The following is a 23,661-nucleotide window of genomic DNA, read 5'->3' on the forward strand; positions in this document are numbered from 1 at the left end:
CGCCCATGTCCACGCTGCGGGTCACCGCCGAGCGGCTGACCGTTCTGGAGCACCCGAACGCCGATGCCCTCGAACTGGCCCAGGTCGGCCTCTACCGCGCGGTGGTCGCCAAGGGGGCGTTCCGCACCGGCGACTGGGCCGTGTACATCCCGGAGCAGGCCGTGCTGCCGGCCCCGCTGATCGCCGATCTCGGCCTGACCGGGCGGCTCGCCGGGAGCGGGGCGGACCGGGTCAAGGCGGTGCGGCTGCGCGGCGAGCTGTCGCAGGGCATCGTCTGCCGGCCCGCCGCCCTGGCCGGCACCGACCTGCGGGCGGCCGCCGCGCGCGGCGAGGACTTCGCCGCGCTGCTGGGCGTCACCAAGTGGCAGCCGCCGGTGCCGACCACGATGAGCGGCGACGTCGTGCCCGCCCCGGACCTGCTGCCCTGGGTGGAGGTCGAGAACCTCAAGCGGTTCCCGGACGTCTTCGAGCCCGGCGAGCCCGTCGTGGTGACCGAGAAGCTGCACGGCAGCTGCTGCCTGGTCACCTACGACGCCGCCACCGGCGAGGTGTGGGTCTCCTCCAAGGGCGTCGGCGCGCGCGGGCTGGCGCTCGTCGAGGACGAGCGCAACCTCTACTGGCGGGCGGTGCGGGCGCACGGGGTCGCGCGGGTCGCGGCGCGGCTGGCCGAACGCCTGGGCGCGCAGCGGGTCGGGATCTTCGGCGAGGTCTACGGCGCGGGCGTGCAGGACCTCACCTACGGCGGGTCCGGGCGCGGCGCGGAGCCGGGCTACGCCGCCTTCGACGTCTCGGCGGTGTCCGGCGGGCGGCTGCGCTGGCTGCCCGCCGCCGAACTGCTGGACGGCGAACTGCCGTTGGTGCCAGAGCTGTGGCGCGGGCCGTTCGCGGCCGACACCGTGCCGGCGCTCGCCGAGGGGCGCGAGACGGTCTCCGGGCGCGGGCTGCACCTGCGCGAGGGCGTGGTGGTCCGGCCGCTGGCCGAGCGGTACAGCCCGGTGCTGGGCGGCCGCGCCATCGCCAAGGCGGTCGGTGACGCCTACCTGACCCGCAAGGGCGGCACCGAGTACGAGTAGGGCCCCGGGGCGTGAACGGTTCGGCGCGCGCCGTGAGGCGTCCGCCGAGCCGCTCCATACGCTCCTTCTGCTGTGATTACCACTCAGTTACGTTGGAAGTGGATGGAAGTGGGACGAGGGGAACGACCGAGGAGGGGACATGGCGCAGACCTTCGCCGCCGTCACCGTGGCTGCGGCCGCCGGAGCCGCCGGTTCGCAGCGGATACCGGGCCCGCCCGGACTGCCGCTGGTGGGTTCGCTGTTCGACCTGACCCGCCGCCCCCTGCGGACGTACCTCGACGCCCGCCGCGACTACGGTGACGTCGTGCGCTTCGTGGCCGGACCGCCCGGGCTGCGCGTGGAGTTCCACGCCGTCTTCTCCCCGGAGGGCGCCCACCAGGTGCTCGCCGGCCAGGCCGCCAACTTCCGCAAGGACAACAGCTTCTACGACGAACTGCGGACGAGCCTCGGCAACGGCCTGCTGACCAGCCAGGACGGCGACTACCAGCGCCAGCGCCGGCTGATCCAGCCGCTGTTCACCCGCCGCCGGGTGGACGGCTACGCGCGGGCCGTCGGGCTGGAGTGCCGGGCGCTCGCCGACCGGTGGCGGGCGGCGCCCGACGGGGTGGTGGACGTCGCCGGGGAGATGTCGCGCTTCGCGCTGCGCACGGTCTCCCGGATCCTGTTCGGATCGGACGTGGAGGCGGCGGTCGACGTGGTGCACCGCAGCTTCCCGGTGCTGGGGGAGTTCGTCCTCGAACGCGGGTTCGCGCCGGTCAGGTTGCCGCTCTCCTGGCCGACGCCGGCCAACCGGCGCGGCGGTGCGGCGCGCCGTGACCTGTACGCGGTCTGCGACCGGATCATCGCGGATCGGGCCCGGCGGGCGGAACGGTTCGGCGGGGCCCACCACGGCCCGGACGGCACCGGTGGAGCGGGCGGTCCGGGTGGAACGGAGGACCTGCTGGAGCTGCTGACACGGGCCCGGGGCGAGGGCGGCGAGCGGCTGGACCCGGACGAGCTGCGCGACCAGGTGCTGATCTTCCTGCTCGCCGGGCACGAGACCACCGCGACCTCGCTCGCCTTCGCGCTGTTCCTGCTGGCCAAGCACCCCGAACAGCGCCGGCTGGCCCAGCAGGAGGCGGACGCGGTGCTCGGCGGCCGCGAGCCGGTGGCCGCCGACCTGGAGGCGCTGCCGTATCTGACCCGGGTGCTGAAGGAGGCCATGCGGCTCTACCCGCCCGCCTCGCAGATGGGGCGCCGCTCGGTGGCGGAGTCGGTGGTCGACGGGCACGTCATCCCGGCCGGAGCCCAGGTGATCCTGGCGCCCTGGGTGACCCACCGGCACCCCGCCCACTGGGAGGAGCCCGATCGCTTCGACCCGGACCGCTTCCTGCCCGAGCGGGAGAGGGCCCGGCACCGCTACGCCTGGTACCCGTTCGGCGGCGGGCCGCGGGCGTGCATCGGGCAGCATTTCTCGATGCTGGAGTCGGTGCTGGCGCTGGGCGCGCTGCTGCGGGACTTCGACCTGGAGGCGATCGACCACGGGGTGCGGCTCGGCCAGGGCATCACGCTCCAGGTGAAGAGCCCGATGCGGGTCCGGCTGACGCCGCGCGGCTGAGCCACCGCGAAAGCGCGCACGGAAGCGTGCAGCGAAGCGCGGGCGGGCGTGCAGCGAATCGCGGGCAGGGAAGCGCGGGCGGGGAAGCGCGCACGCACGGAATTCGCAAGAACGTGCGCACCGGAATGTGCACGCGCGGATGAACACGCGAATGCGTGAGCGAATTCGCGAACGAACCACCGCGCGATGCATTGCCGGGATTCACAGCGGGCAGGAGGACGGAGCAGCCATCGCGCGCGGGTGCGTCATGGCTGCTCCGGCCGGTGGTCGCCGGCCGGGCTTCGGAATGCCGATGTCCGAGGGGGCGGCATGGCGGGCGCGCCGGATTGTCGGGGGGATCAGCGGCCGAACGGCTTTTCCGGGGCCGAATCGGCAGAATTCGACCGGGTGTTCACGGAACTGCTGCCGAGGCTCCACCGGGCGGCCGCGCGGCTGCTCGGAAATCCGTTCGGCGCGGGGGACGTCGTGCACGAGACGTATCTGCGCATCGCCCGGCGCCCCGCCCGCTTCCTCGGCCATCCGCGGCCCTACGCCTACGCGTTCACCGCCATGGTCAACGTGGTCCGCGACGAGTGGCGCCGCGACCGCCGCCGGCTGGTCCCGTTCGAGGCGCTGGAGGACGTCGAGGCGCTCGGCGGCGAGGCCGGCGGGCAGGCCGAGCTGCAGGCGCACTGGGAGGTCGTGCGGCTGCTGGGCTGCCTGACGGCCAAGCAGGCCCGGGCCGTCCTGCTGGTCGACCTCGACGGGTACGGTCTGGAGGAGGCCGCCGCCCTGCTCGGGGTCCACCGCTCCACCCTGGCCCTCACCCGGCGGCGGGCGCTGGAGCGGCTGCGGACCGTCCTCGAACGGGAGCGCGAGACGGCCGACGGGTCCGGCTCAGGCTCAGGCTCCGGGCGGGGCCCCGACGCGCCGGACTGACGGTCTGTCAGCTGGCGCCCCGCTCCCGCCCGTACGCTGAACCGTGATCACCTACGAGGAGCACCGGCTCCGCTCCCTGGCGGACCAGGGCCGGTGGATCGAACTGCTGGGCGCCTACCGGCAGGCCCGGGCCGCCGCCGTCGCGCTCGACCCGGTGGCCGGCGGTGCCGGCGGTCTGTTCCGTGCCCCGGGCGGTCCCGCGCAGGGCCGGGCCGCCGCCGCGACCGCCCCGCTCGGCCACCTGATCGCGTACGCCGCGCCGCCCGAGGTGGCGGCCCGGCTGTTCGACCCGGACGGCGGGCCCGGCACCGCCGCCGACGTCACCGACCACGACGCCGGACCGCTCTGGGAGGTGCTGGCGACCCGGCACTCCTGGCGACGGCTCGCCCCGCTGCTCGGCCCGCCCCCGGTGCGGCGGCTGGTCGCGCAGACCCGGGTGCTGCTCGGCGAGGACCTCTCCCGGGACGCCGAGCCGGACCGGGAGGGCGTCCCGCTGCGGCTGGAGCCGTGGGAGGCGGCGGGCCGCACCGAGGGCGCGCCGGTGCGCGAGTACCTGCGCGACGGCGGTGCGCGCAGTGCGCTGCTGACGCTGCCGGCCAGCCGCGAGGGGCTGGCCCCGGTGGAACTGCCCGCGCCCGGCACCCGGCTGCCCGGGCAGCCGGCCACCCGGGCGCTCGCCGAGCTGGCGGGGTGGGCGCGGGCGGTCTGCGTCCGGGGGTCGGCGCCGTGCGCCGCCGCGCAGCTCGCGCCCGGGCGGCTGGTCACCGGCGGGTACCTGCCGTTCGTGCTCGCCTGGCCGGCGCTGGTGCAGGCGGGCGTCACGGGCCGGGCGCACGGCGCGGCGCACGGGCGGCTGGCGCTGTGGCGGGTGCTGGCGGCGATGACCGGGGCCCGGCGGCCGGGGTGGGCGGACCGGGCGGACCTGGTGGACCGGGCGGAGGTGGGCGCCCTGGTGGCCCGGATGCGCTGCTTCACCTGGGAGGACCCGGCGGACCGGCTGCGCCACCTGCACCTCGCGCTGGAGGACCCGGCGAGCGGCCTGAGCTGGGCGCTCAGCGGGTCCGAGGAGGTCTGAGGGCGGTGCGGGCACGGCGAACCCCCGGTCCGGCGCCTTTCCGGGGGGTTGGGCGGGGCGCCGGACCGGGGGAGTCAGGGGGTGGGGCGGCCGGGACGGCCGGGGCTCAGGCGGCGGCCGCCGGTACCACCGCCGGCGCCGCGGGCGCCGCGGCAGGCCCGGCGGCGCCGTGGCCGTGGCCGTCGGCGTCGTGACCGTCGGCGTCGGCGTCGGCGTCGGCGTCGAGCAGCGTCCGCTCGTCGAACGGCACCGCGCCCGTCAGCACCCGCCGGGCCCGCTCGCGGTCGAACTCCCCGGTCCACTGGCCGATCAGCACGGTGGCGACGGCGTTCCCCGCGAAGTTGGTCAGCGCCCGGGCCTCGGACATGAAGCGGTCGATGCCGACGATCAGCCCGACCCCGTCCACGAGGGCCGGCTTGTGCGACTGCAGCCCGCCGGCCAGGGTGGCCAGCCCGGCGCCGGTGACCCCGGCCGCACCCTTGCTGGCGATCACCATGAAGACCAGCAGCGACAACTGCTCGCCGACCGACATCGGCTTGTCCAGCGCCTCCGAGATGAAGATCGAGGCCATGGTGAGGTAGATCGCCGTGCCGTCCAGGTTGAAGCTGTAGCCGGTCGGGACGGTGATGCCGACCACCGGGCGGCTGACGCCCAGGTGCTCCATCTTGGCGATCAGCCGGGGCAGCGCGCTCTCCGAGGACGAGGTGGAGAGGATCAGCAGGAACTCCCGGCCCAGGTAGCGCAGCAGGGCGAGGACGTTGACGCCCGCGACCAGCCGCAGCAGCGTGCCGAGCACCACGACCACGAACAGCGCGCAGGTCAGGTAGAAGCCGATCATGATGACGGCGAGGCTCTTCAGCGCGGCCGTGCCGGTGGCGCCGACCACCGCCGCCATCGCCCCGAAGGCGCCGACCGGCGCCACCCACATGATCATCGCCATCACCCGGAAGACCAGCCGCTGCACGTGCTCGACGCCGCGCAGCACCGGCGCGCCGGCCGGGCCCATCGCCTGCAGGGCGAAGCCGGTCAGCAGGGCCACCAGCAGGGTCTGCAGCACCTTGCCCTCGGTGAGGGCGGAGAGCAGGGAGGTCGGGATCATGCCGAGCAGGAAGTCGGTGGTGGACTGCGCGCCGCCCGCGGCCGCCTGGGCGTGGCCGGACTTGGCGAGCGCGGCGGTCAGGTGGAGGCCGTCGCCGGGCTCCAGCAGGTTGCCGACCAGCAGGCCGATGCCGAGCGCCACGGTGGACATCGCGAGGAAGTAGCCGAGCGCCAGGCCGCCGACCCGGCCCACCTTGGCGGCCTTGGTCACCGACCCGATGCCGAGCACGATGGTGCAGAAGATGACCGGGCTGATCATCATCTTGATGAGGTTGACGAAGCCCGTGCCGACCGGCTTGAGCTCCACCGCGAAGCCCGGTGCGGCCAGGCCCACCACGACGCCCGCGATCACCGCCGCGATCACGGCGAGATAGAGGTAGTGGGTGCGGTCCTTCGCTCTGGCGCCCGTCCCCGCTGCTGTTCCGGTGATCGACATCCGCGGCTCCTTCGCCGTGCTGTGCCCGCCCGGCGCGCCTGCACGGGGGTGCGCGGCCGGACGGCTTCCTGGCGGCCCCGGGTGGTGGGCCGCTCCGACTATGCGGCCGGGCGTGACGCCGGTCACGCTTGCGTTCATAGAGTTCACGCGGGCACCGGGCGGCCGGCACCGGCGGCCGCCGTGGGCGCCCGGGGACGCCGCGGCCGTGGTGCACACTGACAGGCATGTCCGCGCGTCCCCTCCCTCCGCCGCGCCGGCTGGTGCGCAGCCTGGCCGGACAGCTCTTCGTCGTCCAGGTGGTCATCGTCGCCGCCGTGGTGGCCGGCGGGGCGGTGCTGGCGTACCTGTTCACCGCCGACCGCGCGGAGGACGCCGCCCGCCGCCAGGTCACCGCCGTCGCCCGCGCCGTCGCCGACTCCCCGGACGTGCTCGCCGCCGTCACCGCGCCCGACCCCACGGCCGTGCTCCAGCCGTACGCCGAGCGGGTGCGGGCCGACACCGGGGTCTCCTTCGTCACCGTGATGGACACCGGCGGCGTCCGCTGGACGCACCCGCTGCCCGAGCAGATCGGGCGCACCTTCCTCGGCCACATCGACTGGGCGCTCGCCGGGCAGACCCGCAGCGAGACCTACACCGGCACGCTCGGCCCCTCGGTGCGGGTGGTCACCCCGGTGGCGGACGGGCGGGGCCGGGTGGTCGCCCTGGTCAGCGCGGGCATCACGGTGCAGTCCATCTCGGCGCGGCTGCGCGGGCCGCTGCTCGCCCTGGCCGGTGTCGCGGCGGGCGCGCTGGCGATCGGCGGGATCGGCACCTACCTCGCCAACGCCCGGCTGCGGCGGCACACCCACGGCATGGGCCCGGTCGAGCTCAGCCACCTCTACGAGTACCACCAGGCCACCCTGCACGCCGTGCGGGAGGGGCTGGTGCTGCTCGACCGTGACCGCCGGGTGGTGCTCTGCAACGACGCCGCGCGTGAACTCCTCGGCCTGGCCGGGGTGGTGGAGGGCCGGCCGGTCGCGGAGCTGGGCCTGCCGGGAGCGCTGGTGGCCGCCGTCTCGGGGGCCGGGCCGGTCCGTGACGAGGTGCACCTGACGGCCGAGCGGGTGGTGGTGCTCAACACCTCCACCATCGGCACCGGCCTCGGCCGCGTCCTCACCCTGCGCGACCACACCGAACTCCAGTCGCTCAGCGGCGAACTGGACTCGGTGCGCGGGTTCACCGAGGCGCTGGGCGCACAGGCGCACGAGGCCGCCAACCGGCTGCACGCCGTCGTCTCGCTGATCGAACTCGGCCGCCACCGCGAGGCGGTGGAGTTCGCGACCGCCGAACTCGCCCTCGCCCAGCGGCTCACCGACCGGGTGGTGGCCGCCGTCGGCGAGCCCGTCCTGGCCGCCCTGCTGCTCGGCAAGGCCGCCCAGGCGGCCGAACGGGGCGTGGAGCTGACGCTCACCCCGGACAGTTCCATCGACGACGGGGTGCTCCCCGCGCACCTGAGCGCGCGCGACCTCATCACCGTCCTCGGCAACCTGATCGACAACGCCGTGGACGCCGCCATCGCGGGCGCGGGCGCGAGCCCCGAGCCGCCGGAGGTCACCGTCACCGCCCGGATCGACGGCGAGCACCTGCTGCTGAGGGTCGCCGACACCGGCGCCGGCATCGCCCCGGACGCGGTCGACGACGCGTTCCGGCGCGGCTGGAGCACCAAGGCGGACCGGACCGGGGGCGGCCACGGGCGCGGACTCGGGCTCGCCCTCGTCGCGCAGGCCGCCCGGCGCAACGGCGGCACCGTCGAGGTCGGCCGGGAGCGCGGCGCCGTCCTCACCGTCCGGCTGCCGCTCGACCGTCCGGCGCGCGCCGGGGGCACGGAGGGGGCGATGGGCACGGAGGGCACGGAGGGCACGGAGGGTGCGGACGGCGCGGGGGAGCACGGGCCCGGCGGGCGTGTGGCGGTGGCCCCGTGAGCGCCGCGCGCCCCGCGATCTCCGTCCTGGTCGTCGAGGACGACCCGGTGGCCGCCGCCGCCCACGCCCTCTACGTCGACCGCGAACCGGGCTTCCGCACCGCCGGGACCGTGCACGGCTGCGCCCAGGCGCTGCGCTTCCTGGAACGCGAGCGCGCCGCCGGGCGGCCCGTCGACCTCCTGCTGCTCGACCTCTACCTGCCCGACGGCCACGGCCTCCAGCTCTGCGGCACGCTGCGCGCCGCCGGGCACACCACCGACGTCATCGCCGTCACCTCCGCCCGCGACCTGACGATGGTCCGCCAGGCCGTCTCCGCGGGCGTCGTCCAGTACCTGCTGAAGCCGTTCGCCGCCGCCGCGCTGCACGACCGCCTGGAACGCTACGCCCGCTACCGCGACACCCTCGCCCGGACCGGCCCGGCCACCGGGCAGGACGAGGTCGACCAGGCGCTCGCGCTGCTCCGCGCACCCGAACGCACCGCCCTGCCCAAGGGCCTGTGCGCACCGACCCTGGACACCGTCGCCGGGGTGCTGCGCACGGCCCGCACCGGCCTGTCCGCCGCCGCCGCGGGCACGGCGGCCGGGGTCTCGCGGATCACCGCGCGCCGTTACCTGGAGCACCTGGTGGACACCGGTCTCGCCGCCCGCGAGCCCCGGTACGGCACCGTCGGCCGCCCGGAGCTGTGCTACCGCTGGACCGGCGCCGGCCGCCACGGCGGTGCCGACGGCGGTACCGGCATCCAAGGCGGCGGAGGTCGGCGGGAATTCCCGTGATCATGACGGTTGTTGACGCCGTGACAGCAGCCGTCGTGTGAGAAGGGCCTCCCGTGCGCGCCATCCGGATCGACCGCTTCGGCACCCCCGACGTCCTGCGGGTCGTCGACGTCCCCGAGCCCGAGCCGGCTCCCGGCGAGGTGCTGATCCGGGTCGCCGCGACCGCCGTCAACCCGGTCGACGAGAAGACCCGGGAGGGCGCCATCGGCGAGGGGACGCCGCCGCTGCCGATGACGCTCGGCTGGGAGCTGGCGGGCACCGTGGTCGACGGCGGCGACAGCGGACTGCGTGCCGGGGAGCCCGTCGTGGCGATGTCCCACCAACTCGCCTCCGGCCGCGGGACGTGGGCGGAGCTGGTCGCGCTGCCGGCCGCGGCGGTGGCCCGCGCGCCCAGGACGGCCGGCCCGGCCGCGGCGGCCACCCTGCCGCTGCCCGGGCTGACGGCCTGGCAGACCCTCGACTGGCTGGCGGTGGAGGCCGGTGAGCGGCTGCTGGTCGCCGGCGCGGGCGGAGCCGTCGGCGGGCTGGCGCTGCAGATGGCCCGGGCGCGCGGCGTCGAGGTGGACGCCCTGGTCTCCCGGGACGAGCAGGCCGCCTTCGCCCGGGCGCACGGCGCCGGACTGGCCACCACCGACCGCCGCGCCCTGCGCGAGGGCGGCTACGACGCCGTGTTCGACACCTTCGGGGCCTTCGTCACCGGGGCGGTGGCCGACGGCGGCCGCTACGCCTCGATCGCCACCCAGGCGGGCCCGGTCCCCGACCTGTCCGGCCGGGGCGTGCGCACCACCGTCCACCAGGTGCGCGAGGACGGCGCGGCGCTCGGCGAGCTCGCCCGGCTGGTCGACGCCGGGGCGCTGCGACCACGGGTGCACGCCGTGTTCGCCCTGGAGGAGGTCCGCCGGGCGCACGAGCGGTTCCGGCGCGGCGGGCTGAACGGGAAGCTCGCCCTGGTGTTCTGAGCGGCGGGTGCGGTGCCCGATGGGTGCGGTGCCCGTCGGGGTCAGCGGGTGACGAACTGGGTGAGCAGGGCCTGCACCTCGTAGATGTCCACGCCCTTGGTGAAGTTCTTGGAGATCGGCAGTGCCGCGCCCGACACCCAGATCTTCAGCTCGGCGTCCAGGTCGAAGTTCCCGGCGGTCTCCACGGCGAAGTGGGTGATCGAGCGGTAGGGGATCGAGTGGTACTCGGTCTTCTTGCCGGTGATGCCCTGCTTGTCGACCAGGATCAGCCGGCGGTCGGTGAACAGGAAGGAGTCGCGCAGCAGTTGGTACGCGGCGTGCACCTGCTCGCCCTCGCCGAACAGCCGGGCGAACTCCTTCTGGGCCTCGTCGTTGTCGACCCGGTGGGCGTTGCCGAAGAGCGCCACATCGGCTCCTTCCGTCGGGCACCCGGGGCGGGTGCGGAGGGTCCCGAGTCTGGCACGCCCCCGATCATGCCGGGGTGGCGGGCTCGTCCGCGGTCCGTTCGGCGAGCGCGAGGTAGCGGTCGTCGGCGTCCGTGTAGGAGACGAGGCGCCAGCCGGCGGCGGCGAGCAGGGGGCGCAGCCGGGGCTCGGCGCGCAGGTCGTCCGGGGTGACGGCGCGGCCGTGGCGGGCGGCGAGGGCGGCCCGGCCGACGGGGTGGAACAGCGCGAGCCGGCCGCCGGGGCGCACCACCCGGGCCAGTTCGCCGAGGGCGCGGAGCGGGTCGGGCAGGTGGGAGAACAGCCCGGCGGCGAAGACGGCGTCCAGCGCGGCGTCGGGCAGCGGGAGCCGGGCACAGTCGGCGAGCAGCAGGCGGGCGGCGCCGGGGTGGCGGGCGGCGGCCTCGTGCAGCATCTCCGGGGTGACGTCGACGCCGAACACCCGGCCCGCCGGCCCGACCGCGGCGCGCAGCGGCGGCAGGGCGCGTCCGGTGCCGCAGCCCGCGTCGAGCACCGAGTCGCCCGGGCGCAGGGCGAGTTCGGCGACGGCGGCGGCGTAGCGCGGGCCGTCGTCGGGGAACTTGGCGTCCCAGCCGGCCGCGCGCACGGCGAAGAACGCGCGCGTGCGGGCCAGTTCGGCGGCGTAGGCGTCGGGGGCGGCGTCAGGGTCGAGGCCGGCGTCGGTGTCGAGGTCGGCGTCGGTGTCGAGGCCGGGCGAGGGCCGGGCGGGCGTGGAGGGCGGCATGCGGCGAGGGTAGCGCGGGGCGGGGCGGGGCAGGGCCGGGCGCGTGCGGAGGCCGGGCGTGACCTCCGGACGGCTCGCTCGTTGGGGAAACGGGCCCGATGTCACCCGCACGGGTGGTTCCGGCGACCCGGGGGCGGATCCGGACGGACCGGAGAAGTAAGGTTAGCCTCACCTAATTTCTTGGGAGTCCGTCTTGACGCTCGCCGCTGAGCCCGCCACCGGTCCGACCGTCCCCGCCCCCGCCGCCCAGGACCCCGCCGCCCCGGCCGCCGCCGTCCTGCGGCGCCAGCGCGTGCGCGAATCCGCCGCCCGCACCTACGCGCGCTCGTTCCCGATCGTCCCCGTGCGTGCCAACGGCATGACCGTCGAGGGCGCCGACGGCCGCCGCTACCTCGACTGCCTCTCCGGCGCCGGCACCCTCGCGCTCGGCCACAACCACCCCGTCGTCCTGGAGGCGATCCGCCGCACCCTCGACAGCGGCGCCCCGCTCCACCTGCTCGACCTCGCCACCGCGGAGAAGGACGACTTCACCACCGCCCTGTTCGAGAGCCTGCCGCCCGCCTTCGCCGACGGCGCGCGGGTGCACTTCTGCGGCCCGGCGGGAACGGACGCGGTCGAGGCCGCGCTCAAGCTGATGCAGACCGCCACCGGCCGCTCCGGCGCCCTCGCCTTCACCGGCGCCTACCACGGGATGACCGCCGGCGCCCTCGCGCTCACCGGCAACGTCGCCGTCAAGGAACCGCTGCCCGGCGGCGGCGAGGTGGTCCGGCTGCCCTACCCCTACGGCTACCGCTGCCCGTTCGGGGTCGGCGGGCGGGCCGGCGCCGACCTGTCCGCCACCTACGTCGAGCGGCTGCTCGACGACCCGTCCGGCGGCGTCGTCCCGCCCGCCGCGATGATCCTGGAAGCCGTCCAGGGCGAGGGCGGCGTCGTCCCCGCCCCCGACGACTGGCTGCGCGCGATGCGCCGGATCACCGCCGAACGCCGCATCCCGCTGATCGTCGACGAGGTGCAGACCGGGGTGGGCCGCACCGGCGCGATGTGGGCGGTCGAACACAGTGGGATCGTGCCGGACGCGATGGTGCTCTCCAAGGCGATCGGCGGCAGCCTGCCGCTCGCCGTCGTCGTCTACCGCGAGGAGTACGACGGCTGGCGGCCGGGCGCGCACACCGGCACCTTCCGCGGCAACACGCTCGCCATGGCGGCCGGCGCCGCCACCCTGCGTCACGTCGCCGCCCACGGGCTCGCCGAACGGGCGGCGGTGGTCGGCGAGCGGATGACCGGACGGCTGCGGGCGCTCGCCGGCGAACTGCCCGTGATCGGCGAGGTCCGCGGGCGCGGGCTGATGATCGGCGTCGAGCTCGTCGACCCGGCGGCGGAACCGGACGCCTGCGGGGCGCGGCCGGCCGCCCCCGCACTCGCCGTCCGGGTGCGCGAGGCGTGCCTGGCGCGCGGGCTGATCGTCGAACTCGGCGGCCGGCACGACGCCGTCCTGCGGCTGCTGCCGCCGCTCACCATCACGGACGAGCAGGCGGCCGCGGTGCTGGACCGGCTCGCCGACGCCGTCGCGGCGGCCTCGGACCCGGCGGCCTCCGCGTGAGCGCGGACGATCCGGACGGCGCGGACCGCGTGGACGGCCCGGGCGGCGGGCGGCGGCCGGACGCGCTGGCCGGCGGCGTCGGAGGGCCCGCCGCACTCGGCCCGCTGCTCGCCACCGTCCTCGACGCACTGGAGACCGGCGCCACCCGGCGCGGCGGCCCGCTGCCCGAGGGCCGTCCCGAGGACCTCGCCGCCCGGACCGTCGAGGCGCTCGCCGCCGCCCACGGCCCCGGCTCCCTCGCCCGGCTCACCGAACTCCTCGCCCACGGCGCCGCCGACCCCGCCGACCCCTACTGCGCCGCCCACCTGCACTGCCCGCCGCTCGCCGTCGCCACCGCCGCCGACCTCGCCGTCAGCGCCCTCAACCCCTCCCAGGACTCCTGGGACCAGGCCCCCGCCGCGACCGCGCTGGAGACCGCGCTGCTCGCCGAACTCGCCGCCCTCGTCGGCTACGACCCGGCCCACGCCGCCGGCGTGCTCACCTCCGGCGGCACCGAGTCCAACCTCATGGGCCTGATGCTGGCCCGCGACCAGAAGCTCGACGGCATCGTCGAACTCGACGGCCTCCTCGGCCGGCCCGCCGGCACCCGGCCCCGGATCTTCGCCTCCCGGGCCGCCCACTTCTCCGTCCAGCGGGCAGCCGCCCTGCTCGGCCTCGGCGAACGGGCCGTCGTGCCCGTCGACGTCGACCGTGAACTGCGGATGGACCCCGCCGCCCTCGAACGCGCCCTGGCCGAGGCCGATTGGGCCGGCGCCACCCCGCTCGCCGTCGTCGCCACCGCCGGCACCACCGACACCGGGGCCGTCGACCCGCTGCCCGCCGCCGCCGACCTCGCCGCCCGCTACGGCGCCTGGCTGCACGTCGACGCCGCGTACGGCGGCGGCGCACTGCTCTCCGACCGCCTCGCCCCGCTGCTGGCGGGCATCGAACGGGCCGACTCCGTCTCGCTCGACTGGCACAAGCTGGGCTGGCAGCCCGCCGCCGCCGGGGTCTTTCTCGTCCGCCGCGCCGAGACCTACCTGTCGCTCGCCCGCCGCGCCGCCTACCTCAACCCGGCCGACGACGAAAAGGCCGGCTACCCCAGCCTGCTGGGCCTCTCGCTGCGCACCACCCGGCGCCCCGACGCCTTCAAGCTCGCCGTCACCCTGCGCACCCTCGGCCGCGCCGGACTCGGCCGCCTCGTCGACGCCTGCCACGACCTCGCGCTCGCCGCCGCCGACACCGTCCGCGCGGACCCGGAACTCGAACTGCACGCCGAACCCGTGCTGACCGCGCTGCTGTTCCGCTACCGCCCGGCGGACGCCCGGGACGAGGCCGCCGTCGACCGGGTCAACGCCGCACTGCGCCGCGAACTGCTGCGCACCGGCCGCGCCGTGGTCGGCCGCACCGAACTGCCCGGCGCGGGCCCGGGACGGGTGCGGCTGAAGCTCACCCTGCTCAACCCGCACACCACGCCCGTGGACGTCGCCGGCCTGCTCGGCGAGGTCACCCGGGTCGGCCGGGAAGCTTGGCACACCTTGCGGTAGATCGGCCGGCTCCGCCCGGGGCGCCGGGTTTCGTCACGGGCGGGAGCGGTGGTTGCTGGCCGTTGGTTCGTGGTCGGCGCGGGCCCGGGGCGGGTGCGGCTGAAGCTCATCCTGTTCAACCCGCACACCACGCCCGAGGACGTCGTCGGCCTGCTCGGCGGGGTCACCCGGGTCGGCCGGGAAGCCTGGCACACCTTGCGGTAGGCCGGCCGGCTCCGCCTGGACCGCCGACGCGTGGTCGGCGCGGGCTCGGGATGGGTGCGGCTGAAGCTCATCCTGTTCAACCCGCACACCACCCCGGAGGACGTCGTTGGCCTGCTCGGCGAGGTCGCCCGGGTCGGCCGGGAAGCTTGGCTAGACCGGCCGGCTCCGCCCCGGACTGTCGACGCGTGGTCGGCGCGGGCGGGAGCGGTGGCTGCTGGCCGTTGGTTCGTGGTCGGCGCGGGCCCGGGACGGGTGCGGCTGAAGCTCATCCTGTTCAACCCGCACACCACGCCCGAGGACGTCGTCGGCCTGCTCGGCGAGGTCACCCGGGTCGGCCGGGAAGCCTGGCACACCTTGCGGTAGCCCGGCCGGCTCCGCCCCGGGCGTCGACGCGTGGTCGGCGCGGGCGGCCCGGAGCGCCGGGCTTCGTCACGGGCGGGAGGGGGTGTTGTGGATCGTCGGTTTGTGATCGGCAGTCCCGAAGGGCGTCGTCGCCGGCGGGAGCGGGTGTTGTGGGTCGTCGGTTCGTGGTCGGCGGTGGGGTGGGTGTCGCCTCGGGTTCCCGGTGGCCTCGTCGGTGGGGGCGTCCTCGGAGGCCTCGTGGTCGGGGGTCCCGCCGGGCGTCGTCGTCGGCGCGAGCGGTGGCTGCGGGCCGTCGCTTCGTGGTCGGCGCGGGCGGCCAGGGGCCTCGCGACGGGAGGTCTTGCCGAAGATCGTCATCACGGGCGGCAAGGATGGACCGCCCGCTCGTGGCCGGCCGCGCGGGCGGGGGTTGCCTCGCGGTGGGTGGCCCTGCCGGCGGTGGACCGGCCGGGTCGCGTCGGGTTCAGGGCTGCCGGCCGGTGCCTCCGGCGAGGGCGTCCCAGGGCCCCCAGGGCCCCCGGGGCCCCGGGGCCTACGGGGCGAGCAGGATCTCGCGGCAGCGCTCCCAGGTGGCCGGGTCGGCGGCGGCGAGCAGGCCGTCCTCGCCGCCGGGGGCCTCGGGGCGGTACGGGGTGCCGTCTAGGCGGGCGGAGCGGCCGCCGGCCTCGGTGAGGAGGAGGGAACCGGGGGCGTGGTCCCAGGGCAGGGTGCGCCAGTAGAGGATGAAGTCCATGGCGCCCTCGGCGAGGTCCGGGTACTCGATGCCGGCGGCGTGGCGGCCCGGGGTCATCTCGCCGAAGGCGGTCGTGTTGGCCTCGACCAGGCGGCGGCGGGACGGGTCGAGGAAGCGGCTCTTCACCGAGCCGCGCCACTCGGCCGGGTCGGCGACGGCCGGGGTGCGGGTGAGGCGGTGGCCGTCGCGCCAGGCGCCGGAGCCGAGTTCGGCGGTGTAGGTGGTGGCGGTGACGGGGTGCCGGATCCAGGCGGCGACCGTCCGGCCGTCGCGCACCAGCGAGACCATCACGGCGTACTCGGGACGGCCCGCGATGAAGTTGGAGGTGCCGTCGACGGGGTCGACGAGCCAGGCGGCGGGTTCGGCGTGCAGCGCCCGGGCGAGGTCCGGATCGGCGGCGACGGCCTCCTCGCCCACCACCGGGACCGGCAGCAGCTCGCGCAGCCGCCGGGCGATGATCACCTCGGCCTCCCGGTCGGCGACGGTGACCACCTCGCCCGGGGCCTTCTCCATCACCTCGCCGGCCGCCAGCGCGCGGAACCGGGGCTCCACCACTTCGGCCGAGGCCTCCGCGATGATCTCCGCCACCTTCTCCATCAGCACGTGCCCGCTCCCTTCGCCGGCTACCACTTTCGCACGTCAGTGCGGAGTCGGCGTGCGGCAGGGCGGGCGCAGCCGGCGGCGCTGACAGCTGACAGATTCCGGAGTCTGTCAGCGCCCGCCGGCCCGGCCGCCGGCCGTCAGCCGCCGAGGTGGTGGAACCCCGGGCGGGGGTGCATGAGGAAGTCGTGGTGCGAGATGTTCCAGCCGTACGCCCCGGCCATGCCGAACAGCACCCGGTCGCCCGCGCGCAGGCCGGACGCCGCCGGGGCGCCGTGGGCGAGGACGTCCTTCGGGGTGCAGAGCTGGCCCGTCAGCGTGGCCCGGCCGGTGGTCACGGCCGGGCGCGTCCAGGGGTGCGGCCAGTCGACGACCCGCAGGGTGGTGAACGGCTGGCTGTGGCCCCGGGTGGCCGGGGTGCGCAGGTGGTGGGTGCCGCCGCGGACGACCGCGAAGTCCTCGCCGTGGCTGCGCTTCACGTCCAGTACCTCGGTGGCGTACCAGCCGCAGTACGCGGTGAGCGCCCGGCCCGGCTCGATCCGCAGGAGCGTTCCCGGGTGGCGCTCCAGCAGCCCGCCGAGGCCCTCGCCGAACGCCGCCCAGTCGAAGCGGGCGGCCGGGTCGCCGTAGTCGACGGCCATGCCGCCGCCGACGTTGACCTCCTCCAGCCGGAACGCGTGCCGCTCCGCCAGCCGGGCGGACCAGGCGACGATCTGCCCGGCGAGTGCCAGCTGCTCGGCGGCCGCGAGCCCGCTCGCCAGGTGGGCGTGCACACCGCGCAGCCGCAGGCGCCGCCGGACCGCGCCGAGCGGGCCGAGCGGGCCGACCGGCTCGGTGAGCATCCGCACGGCGGCCTCGGCACGGTCCGGGTCCAGCCCGAACGGCGTCGGCCGCCCGCCCATCGCCAGGGCCACCGAGTCCAACGCGCCCGCGCCGACCGGCAGGTTCACCCGCAGCAGGACGTCCACCACCGCGTCCGGCCGCTCGGCCAGCACGGCGGCGAGCCGGTGCAGCTCCTGCTCGCTCTCCACGTGCCAGCGGTGCACGCCCGCGTCGACCGCGGCGGCGATCTCGGCGGGCGTCTTGCCGGGCCCGCCGAACGCCAGCGGAGCGCCCGGAACTTCGGCCGCGACATGGGCCAACTCGCCTCCGCTGGAGACCTCGTAGCCGTCCACGACGCCGCGCAGTGCGGCCAGCACCGGCGCGTCCGGGTTGGCCTTGGCGGCGTAGTACAGCTCGACGCGCTCCGGCAGGGCGGCCCGGACGGCCGCGGCGTGCGCCCGCAGCGCGGACAGGTCGTAGACGAAGGCGGGCAGTTGCTCCGGCGCCAGACCCGCGACGTGGCGGCGGACGGCCTCGGTCACAGGAGCGGGGGGCGAGGCGGGAGCGACGGGCGAGGCGGGGGCGACGGGCGAGGCGGCAACGGGGCGGGCGGGGGGAGTCATCGGGTCCTTCCGGCGGGAACGGGCGGGGCCTGCACGGGTCGTGGGGCGTGCGCCGCCTCGGCCAGCACCGAGCGGGCCAGCGGCGAGGCGAGCCGGACGTAGTCGGCCGAGCGGTCGGCCTTGCGCCCCCAGCGGGTGAGCAGATTGGCCTTTCCCGGCAGCGGCACGCCCGCCAGCAGTGCGCGCAGCCGCGGCGGGCACCCCTGCGCGGCGGCGCACTCGGCCAGGACGCGGCGCACCGCCTCCCAGAGCGCGCCCTCCGCCGACGGGTGCAGGTCGGCGAGGGCGGCGAGCAGTTCGGCGACGTGGTTGACCAGCAGGCAGTACACCACCCGGTCCCAGCCGCGCTCGGCGTCGTACGCCATCGGCCCGGCCACCTCGGGCGGCAGCGCCGCGAGCAGGGCCGCGTGCCGGTCGGGGACGAGCTTGGTCCCCTCCAGGTCGCGGAAGAGCACCTGGACCGGCCGCCCGGCGGCGTCCACGCCGATCAGCACGTTCTGCAGGTGCGGCTCCAGCACCACGCCGTGGTCGAAGTAGGCGGCCAGCACCGGCGGGAGCAGCAGCCGCAGGTAGGCCGTCCACCAGTCGAGCGCCCGCGCCGGGTCCGCGGTGCCGGGCAGCAGCCGGGAGATGTGCGCGGAGCTGGTCGGGTACTCGTCGGCGACGGCGGCGGCCAGCAGCGGGGTGACGCCGGGGCGCAGCGCGCCGTCGAGGCCCTCGCGGACGATCAGCCCGAACCCCTCGAAGAGCGCCAGGTCGGGCCGGCCGTCGGGGCCGGGCACGGCGAGGGTGCGGTACGCCGGTTCCCGCAGCACGGCCGCGTCCGGGAACCGTCCGGCGAGGTCGGCCAGGACCGGGGCGAGCAGCCGGGTGAGGGCGACGGCGCCGGTCAGCTCGTACGCCGCGTTCTTGCGCAGGCAGTTGGTGATCCGCACGTTGAGGCTGAACTTGAGGAACGCGCCCGCGCCGTACAGGGTCCGCACCGAGGCGGTGGCGGCGAACGGGGCGCCGGCGGGGCCGAGGTCGAGGACGTCCCCGCGTTCCAGGGCGCCCCGCAGCAGCGGGTGGTCGCCGACGAGCCGGTACTGCCAGGGGTGGGCGGGCAGCAGCCGGTAGCCGTCCGGGACGCCGCCCAGGCCGTCCAGCAGCGCGGTCGCGGCGGGGTCGACGGAGAACTCGGCGATCAGCTCCCGCCGCACGGCGAGGTGGCGCAGCGGGAAGGCGGCGCGGGCCTCGGGCGCGTAGTCGCGCCAGTCGCCGTGTTCGGCGGCGCGGGACTTCGGCGCGGGGTGGAAGCGGTGGCCGAACAGCAGGGCCTGCTCGGACTCCAGATAGCGGTCGGGGCCGGGTGCCGGGCGTCCGGCCAGGGCGGTGGCGACGGCGGCGTGGCTGGAGGCGAGTTGGCCGAGGAACTCCTCGTTGACGGTGCCGGTGCGCAGTTCCAGTTCGCCCTGGACGTGCCGGGCGAGCTCGTCCCAGTCCAACGCGCGCCAGCCGTCGGGGTGTTCCTCCTCGACGGGGCCGGTGAAGCGGTGCGCGCCGAGCAGCGAGGTGCGGCGCAGGGCGATCCGGAGCAGGACGCCGCGCCGGGGCAGCCGGAGCAGCAGCCGTCCGTCGGTGACGGCGGTCTGGTGCTCGGGCGCGGACACCTCCCGCAGCAGGCAGTTGACCAGGGTGTGGGCCACCGCGTGCTCGGCGGTGGGAAGTCGGTGCGTCATGAGTGACTCCAACGCTGGCGGACGGGGGCGGTGAACGCGGTGGCCGCGAGGGCGGCCAGGAGTGCGGCGGCGGTGCCGGCCAGCACGGGGGCGGTGGCGCCGAACCGGCCGTTGACCAGCGCGGCGACGGCGCCGGCGGCCACGGCGCCGCCCTTGGAGACGAATTCGAGTGTGCCGAACATCCGCCCGGGTGGCCGGCCGCGGGCGGCCTCGGCGGCCAGCACCGCGAGGCTGACCAGGCCGAGGGTGAGTCCGGCGCCGAGCAGCAGCCGTACGGCGGCGAAGGCGGCCAGCGAGCCGGCCACGGCGTGTCCGGCGAGGCCGAGTGCGACGAGGAGGAGGCCGAGGGCGAGGCCGGTGTGCGGGCGGTGCAGGAAGGCGGTGTGGGTGCGGGCGGCGAACACGAGGTAGCACAGGTGGGGCAGGGCGAACAGCACGCCGGTGGTGGTGCCGGAGACACCGGGGAGGCGCTGCTCGGCCAGCGCGATCAGGTAGGGGAAGGAGATGATGGTGGCGAAGACGAAGGCGAACTCGAAGGCGTAGAGCACCCGCAGGGGCGCCCGTGGCGGCTCATCGGCGACACCGGAGGCCTCGGCGGTCTCGGCGGTCCGGGCGGTCCGGGCGGCCTCGGCGCTCTCGGCGGCGACCGAGGCGTCGCGGGCCGGTGGCCGGCCCGGCTCCGGCAGCAGCAGCAGGAATCCGGCGGCGGTCAGCGGCAGGACGGCCATCAGCAGGTACTGCCGGTGCGGGTCGATCCACGGCGAGAGCGCGCCGACCAGGATCGGCGCCGCCACCAGCGCGGCCCGGGCGCTGCCCTGCATCAGGGTGAGCGCCCGGGAGAGCCGCGGGCCGTCGAGGGCGGCGGCGAGGTAGCCGTTGGTGGCGGCGAAGGTGCCGCCGAGGAAGCCCTGGAGGACCAGGGCGAGGGTGAACGCGGTCAGCGAGCCGGCCGCTCCGGCCAGCAGGAAGGAGACGGCGAGCCCGAGTTGGGCGCGCAGCAGCAGCCGCTTCCGGCCGAACCGGTCGGCGAGCCGCCCCCAGAGCGGCGCGCCGAGGGCGCTGAACACCGTCGGCACGATGTACAGGACGCCCGCCCAGGTGCCGTCCGGGTCGCCGAGGCCGGGCAGGATCGCGGTCAGGTACGGCGGCAGGCCGAGGGCGGCGAAGGAGGCGACGAAGTAGCAGGCGGCGACGGCGTTCACCTGGCGGCGGCCGAGTCCGCCGGGGGGAGCGGCGTCGGATCCGGAGGCCAGGGACGGCGCGTCGACCGTCACCTCCCGCTGCCCTTCGGAAAGGAACCGCTCTGCACCAGCAGGTAGTTGGGTCCGTCGGTGTAGTGCTTGTTGATGTCGGTGGCGCCCGAGCGCCGCTTGCTGAGCAGGGTGCCGGCGGTGACCATCGCCTTGACCGGCAGCCGTTCGGCGTCGAGCAGGGCGGCGCGCAGCGGCCGGGCGGCCGGTCCGGTCCGCTCGACGGCCTCGGTGAGCCGCTTGCGCAACAGCGTCAGCAACTCGTCGAGTCCGGCCCGCCCGTGGGCGGCGAGGCCGAACGCCAGGGCGCCGGTGCACAGGTGGCCGGTGATCGTGGCGAACAGGTCGGTGAGCGGCCGGTCGTCGTCGGCGAAGGTCCGGGCGTCGTCGAACGCCTCGCGGACGGAGGTCAGTTCACCGAGGGACTCGGCGAGGCGGCCGGTGTGGACGCGCGGGCCGTCGTCGTCCTTGAAGAGCAGGCGGGGGCCGCCGTGTTCGTCGAGGACGAGGGAGGTGTTCTGCTGGTGGGACTCCAGGGCGACGCCGTACCCGAAGAGGGTGGTCTGCCAGTCGAGCAGCAGCTCCAGCAGCGCGTCGTAGAGGGCGACCACGTCGCCGCCGTAGAAGCGGGCGGCGAGGTGGTCGACCACCAGGCGCCCGCCCGCGCCGGGCGCCGGGGCGAGCAGGGCGGCGAGCGGGACGGTCACGGACCCCGGCGGCCCGGCCGGCTGGCGGCGCAGCAGCACGGCGAGCAGCTCGTGCCCGGCGTGCGCCCAGGTCTGCTCGTCGGCGTGCAGGATCCGTCCGGCGAAGCGCGGTTCGCGCGCCAGCACGGCCTCGACCAGCCGCTGTCCCGCGGCGCCGTCGCGCAGGGTGCCGGGCTTGATGGTGCGGCGGTTGAGCCGGCCGAGGGTGGCGGTGACGAGCGGGAGCTTGAGGTGGTGGACGGGGTCCTCGGCGACGGCGACGGTGCGCATCGACAGGGTGGGGACGACGGGGAGGTACGGGCGTTCGGCGAGCACGGCGCGTTCGTCGAGGCCGGTGGCGCGCAGCGCCTCGTCCAGGGCCGGACCGACGGTGAGCGGGTGGACCGGCAGGGTCTCCCAGGCAGGGTCGCCGCCGGGCAGGTCGAGGCCCAGCCGGCCGGGGGTGGGCCACCAGTGCGGCAGGGGCCGCTCGCCGTGCCGGGTGAGCGTCCCGGCCGGCAGGGCGAGCCAGCGCAGCTCGAAGACCGGGTGGAACTCCGGTGCGTAGGAGCGCAGTTCTGGTTCTCCGAGGCCGGCTCGGCCGCGTGCGGTGGGGTAGACGGGATGGTCGAGAAAGGCGGCCAGCGCATCGTGGCCGAGCGTGGCGGAGGGGCCGCTCCAGTGGGCCGGGTCGGCGCCGTACAGGCCGGCGAGCGCGCTGTGGACCTCGTCGCGGACCCGGTCGTGCAGTTCCATGGTGGCGAGCGTCTGGCGGCACTCCTCGGCGAACGCGGCCCAGCCGGGCCGGTCCTCGGCGTCGGCGCGTTCGGCGAGGGCGGCGAGGACGGTGTCCAGGTCGCCGGTGGGGCGGCCGTCGAGGTCGACGAGCGGGAGCCGGGCGGCGTACTCGCTCTGGAAGCCGTCGGCGGCGACGGGGACGGCGATGCCGAGCCCGGCGGCCACCAGCCAGGCCCCGTCGGCCCGTTGCTCCACGGCGGCGCGGGTTCGCAGTCCGAGCACGTCCTCGCGCAGCAGCGCGGACAGCACCCGCAGCGCGAGGGCGTCGGCGGCGGAGCGGGCGGGGCGGCCCGCGGCCGTGACGGGGGAGCCGGTCGGGGCGGCGGGGGCGCTCACGGGGTGATCTCCCAGCGGTTGGCGGCCTGGAAGCCGGCCACGGCGGCGTCGACGGAGGCCTGATCGGGGCCGATGGCCCAGATCAGGCCCAGGTAGTCCCGGTTGGTGCGGTAGTGCTCGTGCCGTTCGCCGACGGCGCGCAGCGGCCGGTAGGCGAGCCGTACCCCGTCGGCCCGCTCCTCGGCCCGTGCGTCGTACGGTCCGGGCGCGGCGGTGAGGGTTCCGGCCCGGTCGGCGCAGACGGCCTCGTTGCTGGCCCGCACGGTGGTCGCGGCGCAGTGCTCGCCGAGGCCGGCGGGCAGTTCGCGGCCGAGGTGGACGGCCAGGATGTACTCGAACAGCGGGATGTCCAGGACCTCGGCGAGCATGAGGTCGCACTGGTCGCCGATGGCGCGGTAGTTGACCTCGATGATCCGGGCCCGGCCGTCCGGCTGGACCACGAACTCGGTGTGGCAGGCGCCGAGTCCGACGCCGATCGCGTCCAGCTGGGCGAGCACCTGCGTGACCACGGCCGGCGGGTGCGCGGGGACGAACTCCAGGACCACCTCGATGAAGTCCGGGGGCGGGGAGAGCCTGGTGCGGAACCCGCCGAGGACGTGCCTGCGGCGGCCGTCGCCGAGCGTCTCCAGTGTGCACAGCGCGCCGTCCAGGAACTCCTCGACGACCAGCGCTCCGGCGCGCCTGGCCTGGATCTCCTTGGCGAGGCGCACCAGTTCCCCGGCGTCGGCGGCCAGCGTGACGTCCTCGCTGGCGACGCCCTCGCGCGGCTTGACCACGACCGGGAAGGGGAGGTCCGCCTCCCGCAGTGCGGACGGGTCCTGGTCCGGGGCGAGTTCGGCGGAGCGGACGGTGTCGAGCCCGGTGGCGGCCAGGTGGCGGCGCAGCAGGCCCTTGTTCTTGGCCCGCAGGGTGGCCCTCCAGTCCTTGCCCGGCAGCCCGAAGTACTCGGCGGCGAGGGCGGTCTGGGTCTGCAGGTGGTCGCTGTTGCTGAAGACGGCGAACGGCCGGCGGTCGTCCGGGGCGAGCCGGGAGACCAGCCCGACGACCTCGCGGAAGTCGTGCACCGCGCACTCCACCACCTCGGGCCGGTGGGGCAGTCGGGCGTAGGCGGCGCGGTGTGCGTCGGGCTGGTCGGTGAGCACGGTGACGTCGAGTCCGAGGCGGGCGGCGGCGGGCAGGAATCCGTCGGTCACCGAGTCGGTCGGATTGAGCGCGAGCAGGTAGAGACGCATGGCAGAGCGATCCTCTCCGCTGGGGCGGTGTGGGGGTGAGGATGGGGGTGGGCTCGGCTCCACCCCCCTGGCATCCCCGGGGGGTGGAGCCG

20 protein-coding genes are annotated in these 23,661 nt (G+C 76.3%); 11 read left to right on the forward strand and 9 right to left on the reverse strand.

Annotated elements, in window-relative coordinates; all coding sequences use genetic code 11:
* The first annotated feature begins 5 nt into the window (after positions 1 to 5).
* From ACFXAM_RS16120 to ACFXAM_RS16135, 4 genes are all read left to right on the forward strand, one after another.
* Entirely contained in the window at positions 6 to 1,073 is a 1,068-nt protein-coding gene (locus tag ACFXAM_RS16120) for an RNA ligase (ATP) (RefSeq protein ID WP_380291558.1), read from the forward strand.
* 139 nt (positions 1,074 to 1,212) lie between these two features.
* Positions 1,213 to 2,670 carry a cytochrome P450 gene (locus ACFXAM_RS16125; RefSeq protein ID WP_380291560.1) on the forward strand — a complete coding sequence of 486 codons (1,458 nt, stop codon included), beginning with the start codon at positions 1,213 to 1,215 and terminating at the stop codon, positions 2,668 to 2,670.
* Positions 2,671 to 3,057: 387 nt separating this feature from the next.
* Positions 3,058 to 3,588: an RNA polymerase sigma factor gene (locus ACFXAM_RS16130; protein WP_380291562.1), complete on the forward strand. Its 531-nt coding sequence runs from the start codon at positions 3,058 to 3,060 to the stop codon at positions 3,586 to 3,588.
* Positions 3,589 to 3,631: 43 nt separating this feature from the next.
* Complete coding sequence (locus ACFXAM_RS16135; protein WP_380291564.1) at positions 3,632 to 4,663, forward strand: hypothetical protein; 1,032 nt, start codon at positions 3,632 to 3,634, stop codon at positions 4,661 to 4,663.
* Positions 4,664 to 4,769: 106 nt separating this feature from the next.
* On the opposite strand, the gene ACFXAM_RS16140 is transcribed toward ACFXAM_RS16135, so the two are convergent.
* Complete coding sequence (locus ACFXAM_RS16140; protein WP_380291566.1) at positions 4,770 to 6,197, reverse strand: cation:dicarboxylate symporter family transporter; 1,428 nt, start codon at positions 6,195 to 6,197, stop codon at positions 4,770 to 4,772.
* A 224-nt stretch (positions 6,198 to 6,421) separates the two neighbouring features.
* Between ACFXAM_RS16140 and ACFXAM_RS16145 the strand changes: the two genes are divergently transcribed.
* Genes ACFXAM_RS16145 through ACFXAM_RS16155 form a run of 3 tightly spaced genes read left to right on the forward strand, consistent with a single transcriptional unit; the run spans position 6,422 to position 9,890 of the window.
* On the forward strand, positions 6,422 to 8,158 hold the full coding sequence (locus tag ACFXAM_RS16145) for an ATP-binding protein (RefSeq protein ID WP_380291568.1): 1,737 nt from the start codon (positions 6,422 to 6,424) through the stop codon (positions 8,156 to 8,158).
* A complete protein-coding gene (locus ACFXAM_RS16150; protein WP_380291570.1) occupies positions 8,155 to 8,931 on the forward strand; it encodes a response regulator in 777 nt (258 codons plus the stop codon). The genes ACFXAM_RS16145 and ACFXAM_RS16150 overlap by 4 nt, the downstream gene beginning before the upstream one ends.
* 53 nt (positions 8,932 to 8,984) lie before the next feature.
* A complete protein-coding gene (locus ACFXAM_RS16155) occupies positions 8,985 to 9,890 on the forward strand; it encodes an NADP-dependent oxidoreductase (RefSeq protein ID WP_380291572.1) in 906 nt (301 codons plus the stop codon).
* A 41-nt stretch (positions 9,891 to 9,931) separates the two neighbouring features.
* Here the strand turns inward: ACFXAM_RS16155 and ACFXAM_RS16160 are convergent, their stop codons facing one another.
* Positions 9,932 to 10,297 carry a PH domain-containing protein gene (locus ACFXAM_RS16160; RefSeq protein ID WP_380291574.1) on the reverse strand — a complete coding sequence of 122 codons (366 nt, stop codon included), beginning with the start codon at positions 10,295 to 10,297 and terminating at the stop codon, positions 9,932 to 9,934.
* A gap of 64 nt (positions 10,298 to 10,361) precedes the next feature.
* Positions 10,362 to 11,078, reverse strand: coding sequence for a class I SAM-dependent methyltransferase (locus tag ACFXAM_RS16165; RefSeq protein WP_380291576.1), 717 nt, complete (start codon positions 11,076 to 11,078; stop codon positions 10,362 to 10,364).
* 193 nt (positions 11,079 to 11,271) lie between these two features.
* On the opposite strand from ACFXAM_RS16165, the gene ACFXAM_RS16170 reads away from it, so the two are divergent.
* The 4 genes from ACFXAM_RS16170 to ACFXAM_RS16185 are packed head-to-tail and all read left to right on the forward strand — an operon-like array spanning position 11,272 to position 14,771.
* A complete protein-coding gene (locus ACFXAM_RS16170; RefSeq protein WP_380291578.1) occupies positions 11,272 to 12,678 on the forward strand; it encodes a diaminobutyrate--2-oxoglutarate transaminase family protein in 1,407 nt (468 codons plus the stop codon).
* A gap of 29 nt (positions 12,679 to 12,707) precedes the next feature.
* Positions 12,708 to 14,204 carry a pyridoxal phosphate-dependent decarboxylase family protein gene (locus ACFXAM_RS16175; protein ID WP_380291598.1) on the forward strand — a complete coding sequence of 499 codons (1,497 nt, stop codon included), beginning with the start codon at positions 12,708 to 12,710 and terminating at the stop codon, positions 14,202 to 14,204.
* 48 nt (positions 14,205 to 14,252) lie between these two features.
* Positions 14,253 to 14,408 carry a hypothetical protein gene (locus tag ACFXAM_RS16180; RefSeq protein ID WP_380291580.1) on the forward strand — a complete coding sequence of 52 codons (156 nt, stop codon included), beginning with the start codon at positions 14,253 to 14,255 and terminating at the stop codon, positions 14,406 to 14,408.
* A 54-nt stretch (positions 14,409 to 14,462) separates the two neighbouring features.
* Positions 14,463 to 14,771, forward strand: coding sequence for a hypothetical protein (locus tag ACFXAM_RS16185; protein ID WP_380291582.1), 309 nt, complete (start codon positions 14,463 to 14,465; stop codon positions 14,769 to 14,771).
* A 532-nt stretch (positions 14,772 to 15,303) separates the two neighbouring features.
* On the opposite strand, the gene ACFXAM_RS16190 is transcribed toward ACFXAM_RS16185, so the two are convergent.
* The 6 genes from ACFXAM_RS16190 to ACFXAM_RS16215 all read right to left on the reverse strand — a co-directional run bounded on the left by ACFXAM_RS16190 (position 15,304) and on the right by ACFXAM_RS16215 (position 23,569).
* Entirely contained in the window at positions 15,304 to 16,101 is a 798-nt protein-coding gene (locus ACFXAM_RS16190; protein ID WP_380291600.1) for an inositol monophosphatase family protein, read from the reverse strand.
* Between the two features lie 143 nt (positions 16,102 to 16,244).
* Complete coding sequence (locus ACFXAM_RS16195; protein ID WP_380291584.1) at positions 16,245 to 17,549, reverse strand: type III PLP-dependent enzyme; 1,305 nt, start codon at positions 17,547 to 17,549, stop codon at positions 16,245 to 16,247.
* The gene (locus ACFXAM_RS16200; protein ID WP_380291586.1) at positions 17,546 to 19,267 is read right to left on the reverse strand and encodes an IucA/IucC family protein; all 1,722 of its coding nucleotides are present in this window, start codon (positions 19,265 to 19,267) and stop codon (positions 17,546 to 17,548) included. The genes ACFXAM_RS16195 and ACFXAM_RS16200 overlap by 4 nt, the downstream gene beginning before the upstream one ends.
* Positions 19,264 to 20,541 (reverse strand): MFS transporter, encoded by a 1,278-nt coding sequence (locus tag ACFXAM_RS16205; RefSeq protein ID WP_380291588.1) that lies wholly within the window; start codon positions 20,539 to 20,541, stop codon positions 19,264 to 19,266. Before ACFXAM_RS16205 ends, ACFXAM_RS16200 begins: the two co-directional genes overlap by 4 nt.
* Positions 20,538 to 22,337, reverse strand: coding sequence for an IucA/IucC family protein (locus ACFXAM_RS16210; RefSeq protein WP_380291590.1), 1,800 nt, complete (start codon positions 22,335 to 22,337; stop codon positions 20,538 to 20,540). The genes ACFXAM_RS16205 and ACFXAM_RS16210 overlap by 4 nt, the downstream gene beginning before the upstream one ends.
* Complete coding sequence (locus tag ACFXAM_RS16215) at positions 22,334 to 23,569, reverse strand: acetyl-CoA carboxylase biotin carboxylase subunit family protein (RefSeq protein WP_380291592.1); 1,236 nt, start codon at positions 23,567 to 23,569, stop codon at positions 22,334 to 22,336. Before ACFXAM_RS16215 ends, ACFXAM_RS16210 begins: the two co-directional genes overlap by 4 nt.
* Between the last annotated feature and the right edge of the window lie 92 nt (positions 23,570 to 23,661).

The organism is Kitasatospora sp. NPDC059462 (genome assembly GCF_042749955.1).
In the GTDB taxonomy this organism is placed as follows: Bacteria; Actinomycetota; Actinomycetes; order Streptomycetales; family Streptomycetaceae; genus Kitasatospora.

Excerpts from the sequence above, each read along its gene's own strand:
- ACFXAM_RS16190 (WP_380291600.1), bottom strand. The coding sequence starts at position 16,101 with ATGGAGAAGGTGGCGGAGATCATCGCGGAGGCCTCGGCCGAAGTGGTG.
- ACFXAM_RS16215 (WP_380291592.1), bottom strand. The coding sequence starts at position 23,569 with ATGCGTCTCTACCTGCTCGCGCTCAATCCGACCGACTCGGTGACCGAC.
- ACFXAM_RS16125 (WP_380291560.1), top strand. The coding sequence starts at position 1,213 with ATGGCGCAGACCTTCGCCGCCGTCACCGTGGCTGCGGCCGCCGGAGCC.
- ACFXAM_RS16140 (WP_380291566.1), bottom strand. The coding sequence starts at position 6,197 with ATGTCGATCACCGGAACAGCAGCGGGGACGGGCGCCAGAGCGAAGGAC.
- ACFXAM_RS16120 (WP_380291558.1), top strand. The coding sequence starts at position 6 with ATGTCCACGCTGCGGGTCACCGCCGAGCGGCTGACCGTTCTGGAGCAC.
- ACFXAM_RS16145 (WP_380291568.1), top strand. The coding sequence starts at position 6,422 with ATGTCCGCGCGTCCCCTCCCTCCGCCGCGCCGGCTGGTGCGCAGCCTG.
- ACFXAM_RS16165 (WP_380291576.1), bottom strand. The coding sequence starts at position 11,078 with ATGCCGCCCTCCACGCCCGCCCGGCCCTCGCCCGGCCTCGACACCGAC.
- ACFXAM_RS16200 (WP_380291586.1), bottom strand. The coding sequence starts at position 19,267 with ATGACGCACCGACTTCCCACCGCCGAGCACGCGGTGGCCCACACCCTG.
- ACFXAM_RS16195 (WP_380291584.1), bottom strand. The coding sequence starts at position 17,549 with ATGACTCCCCCCGCCCGCCCCGTTGCCGCCTCGCCCGTCGCCCCCGCC.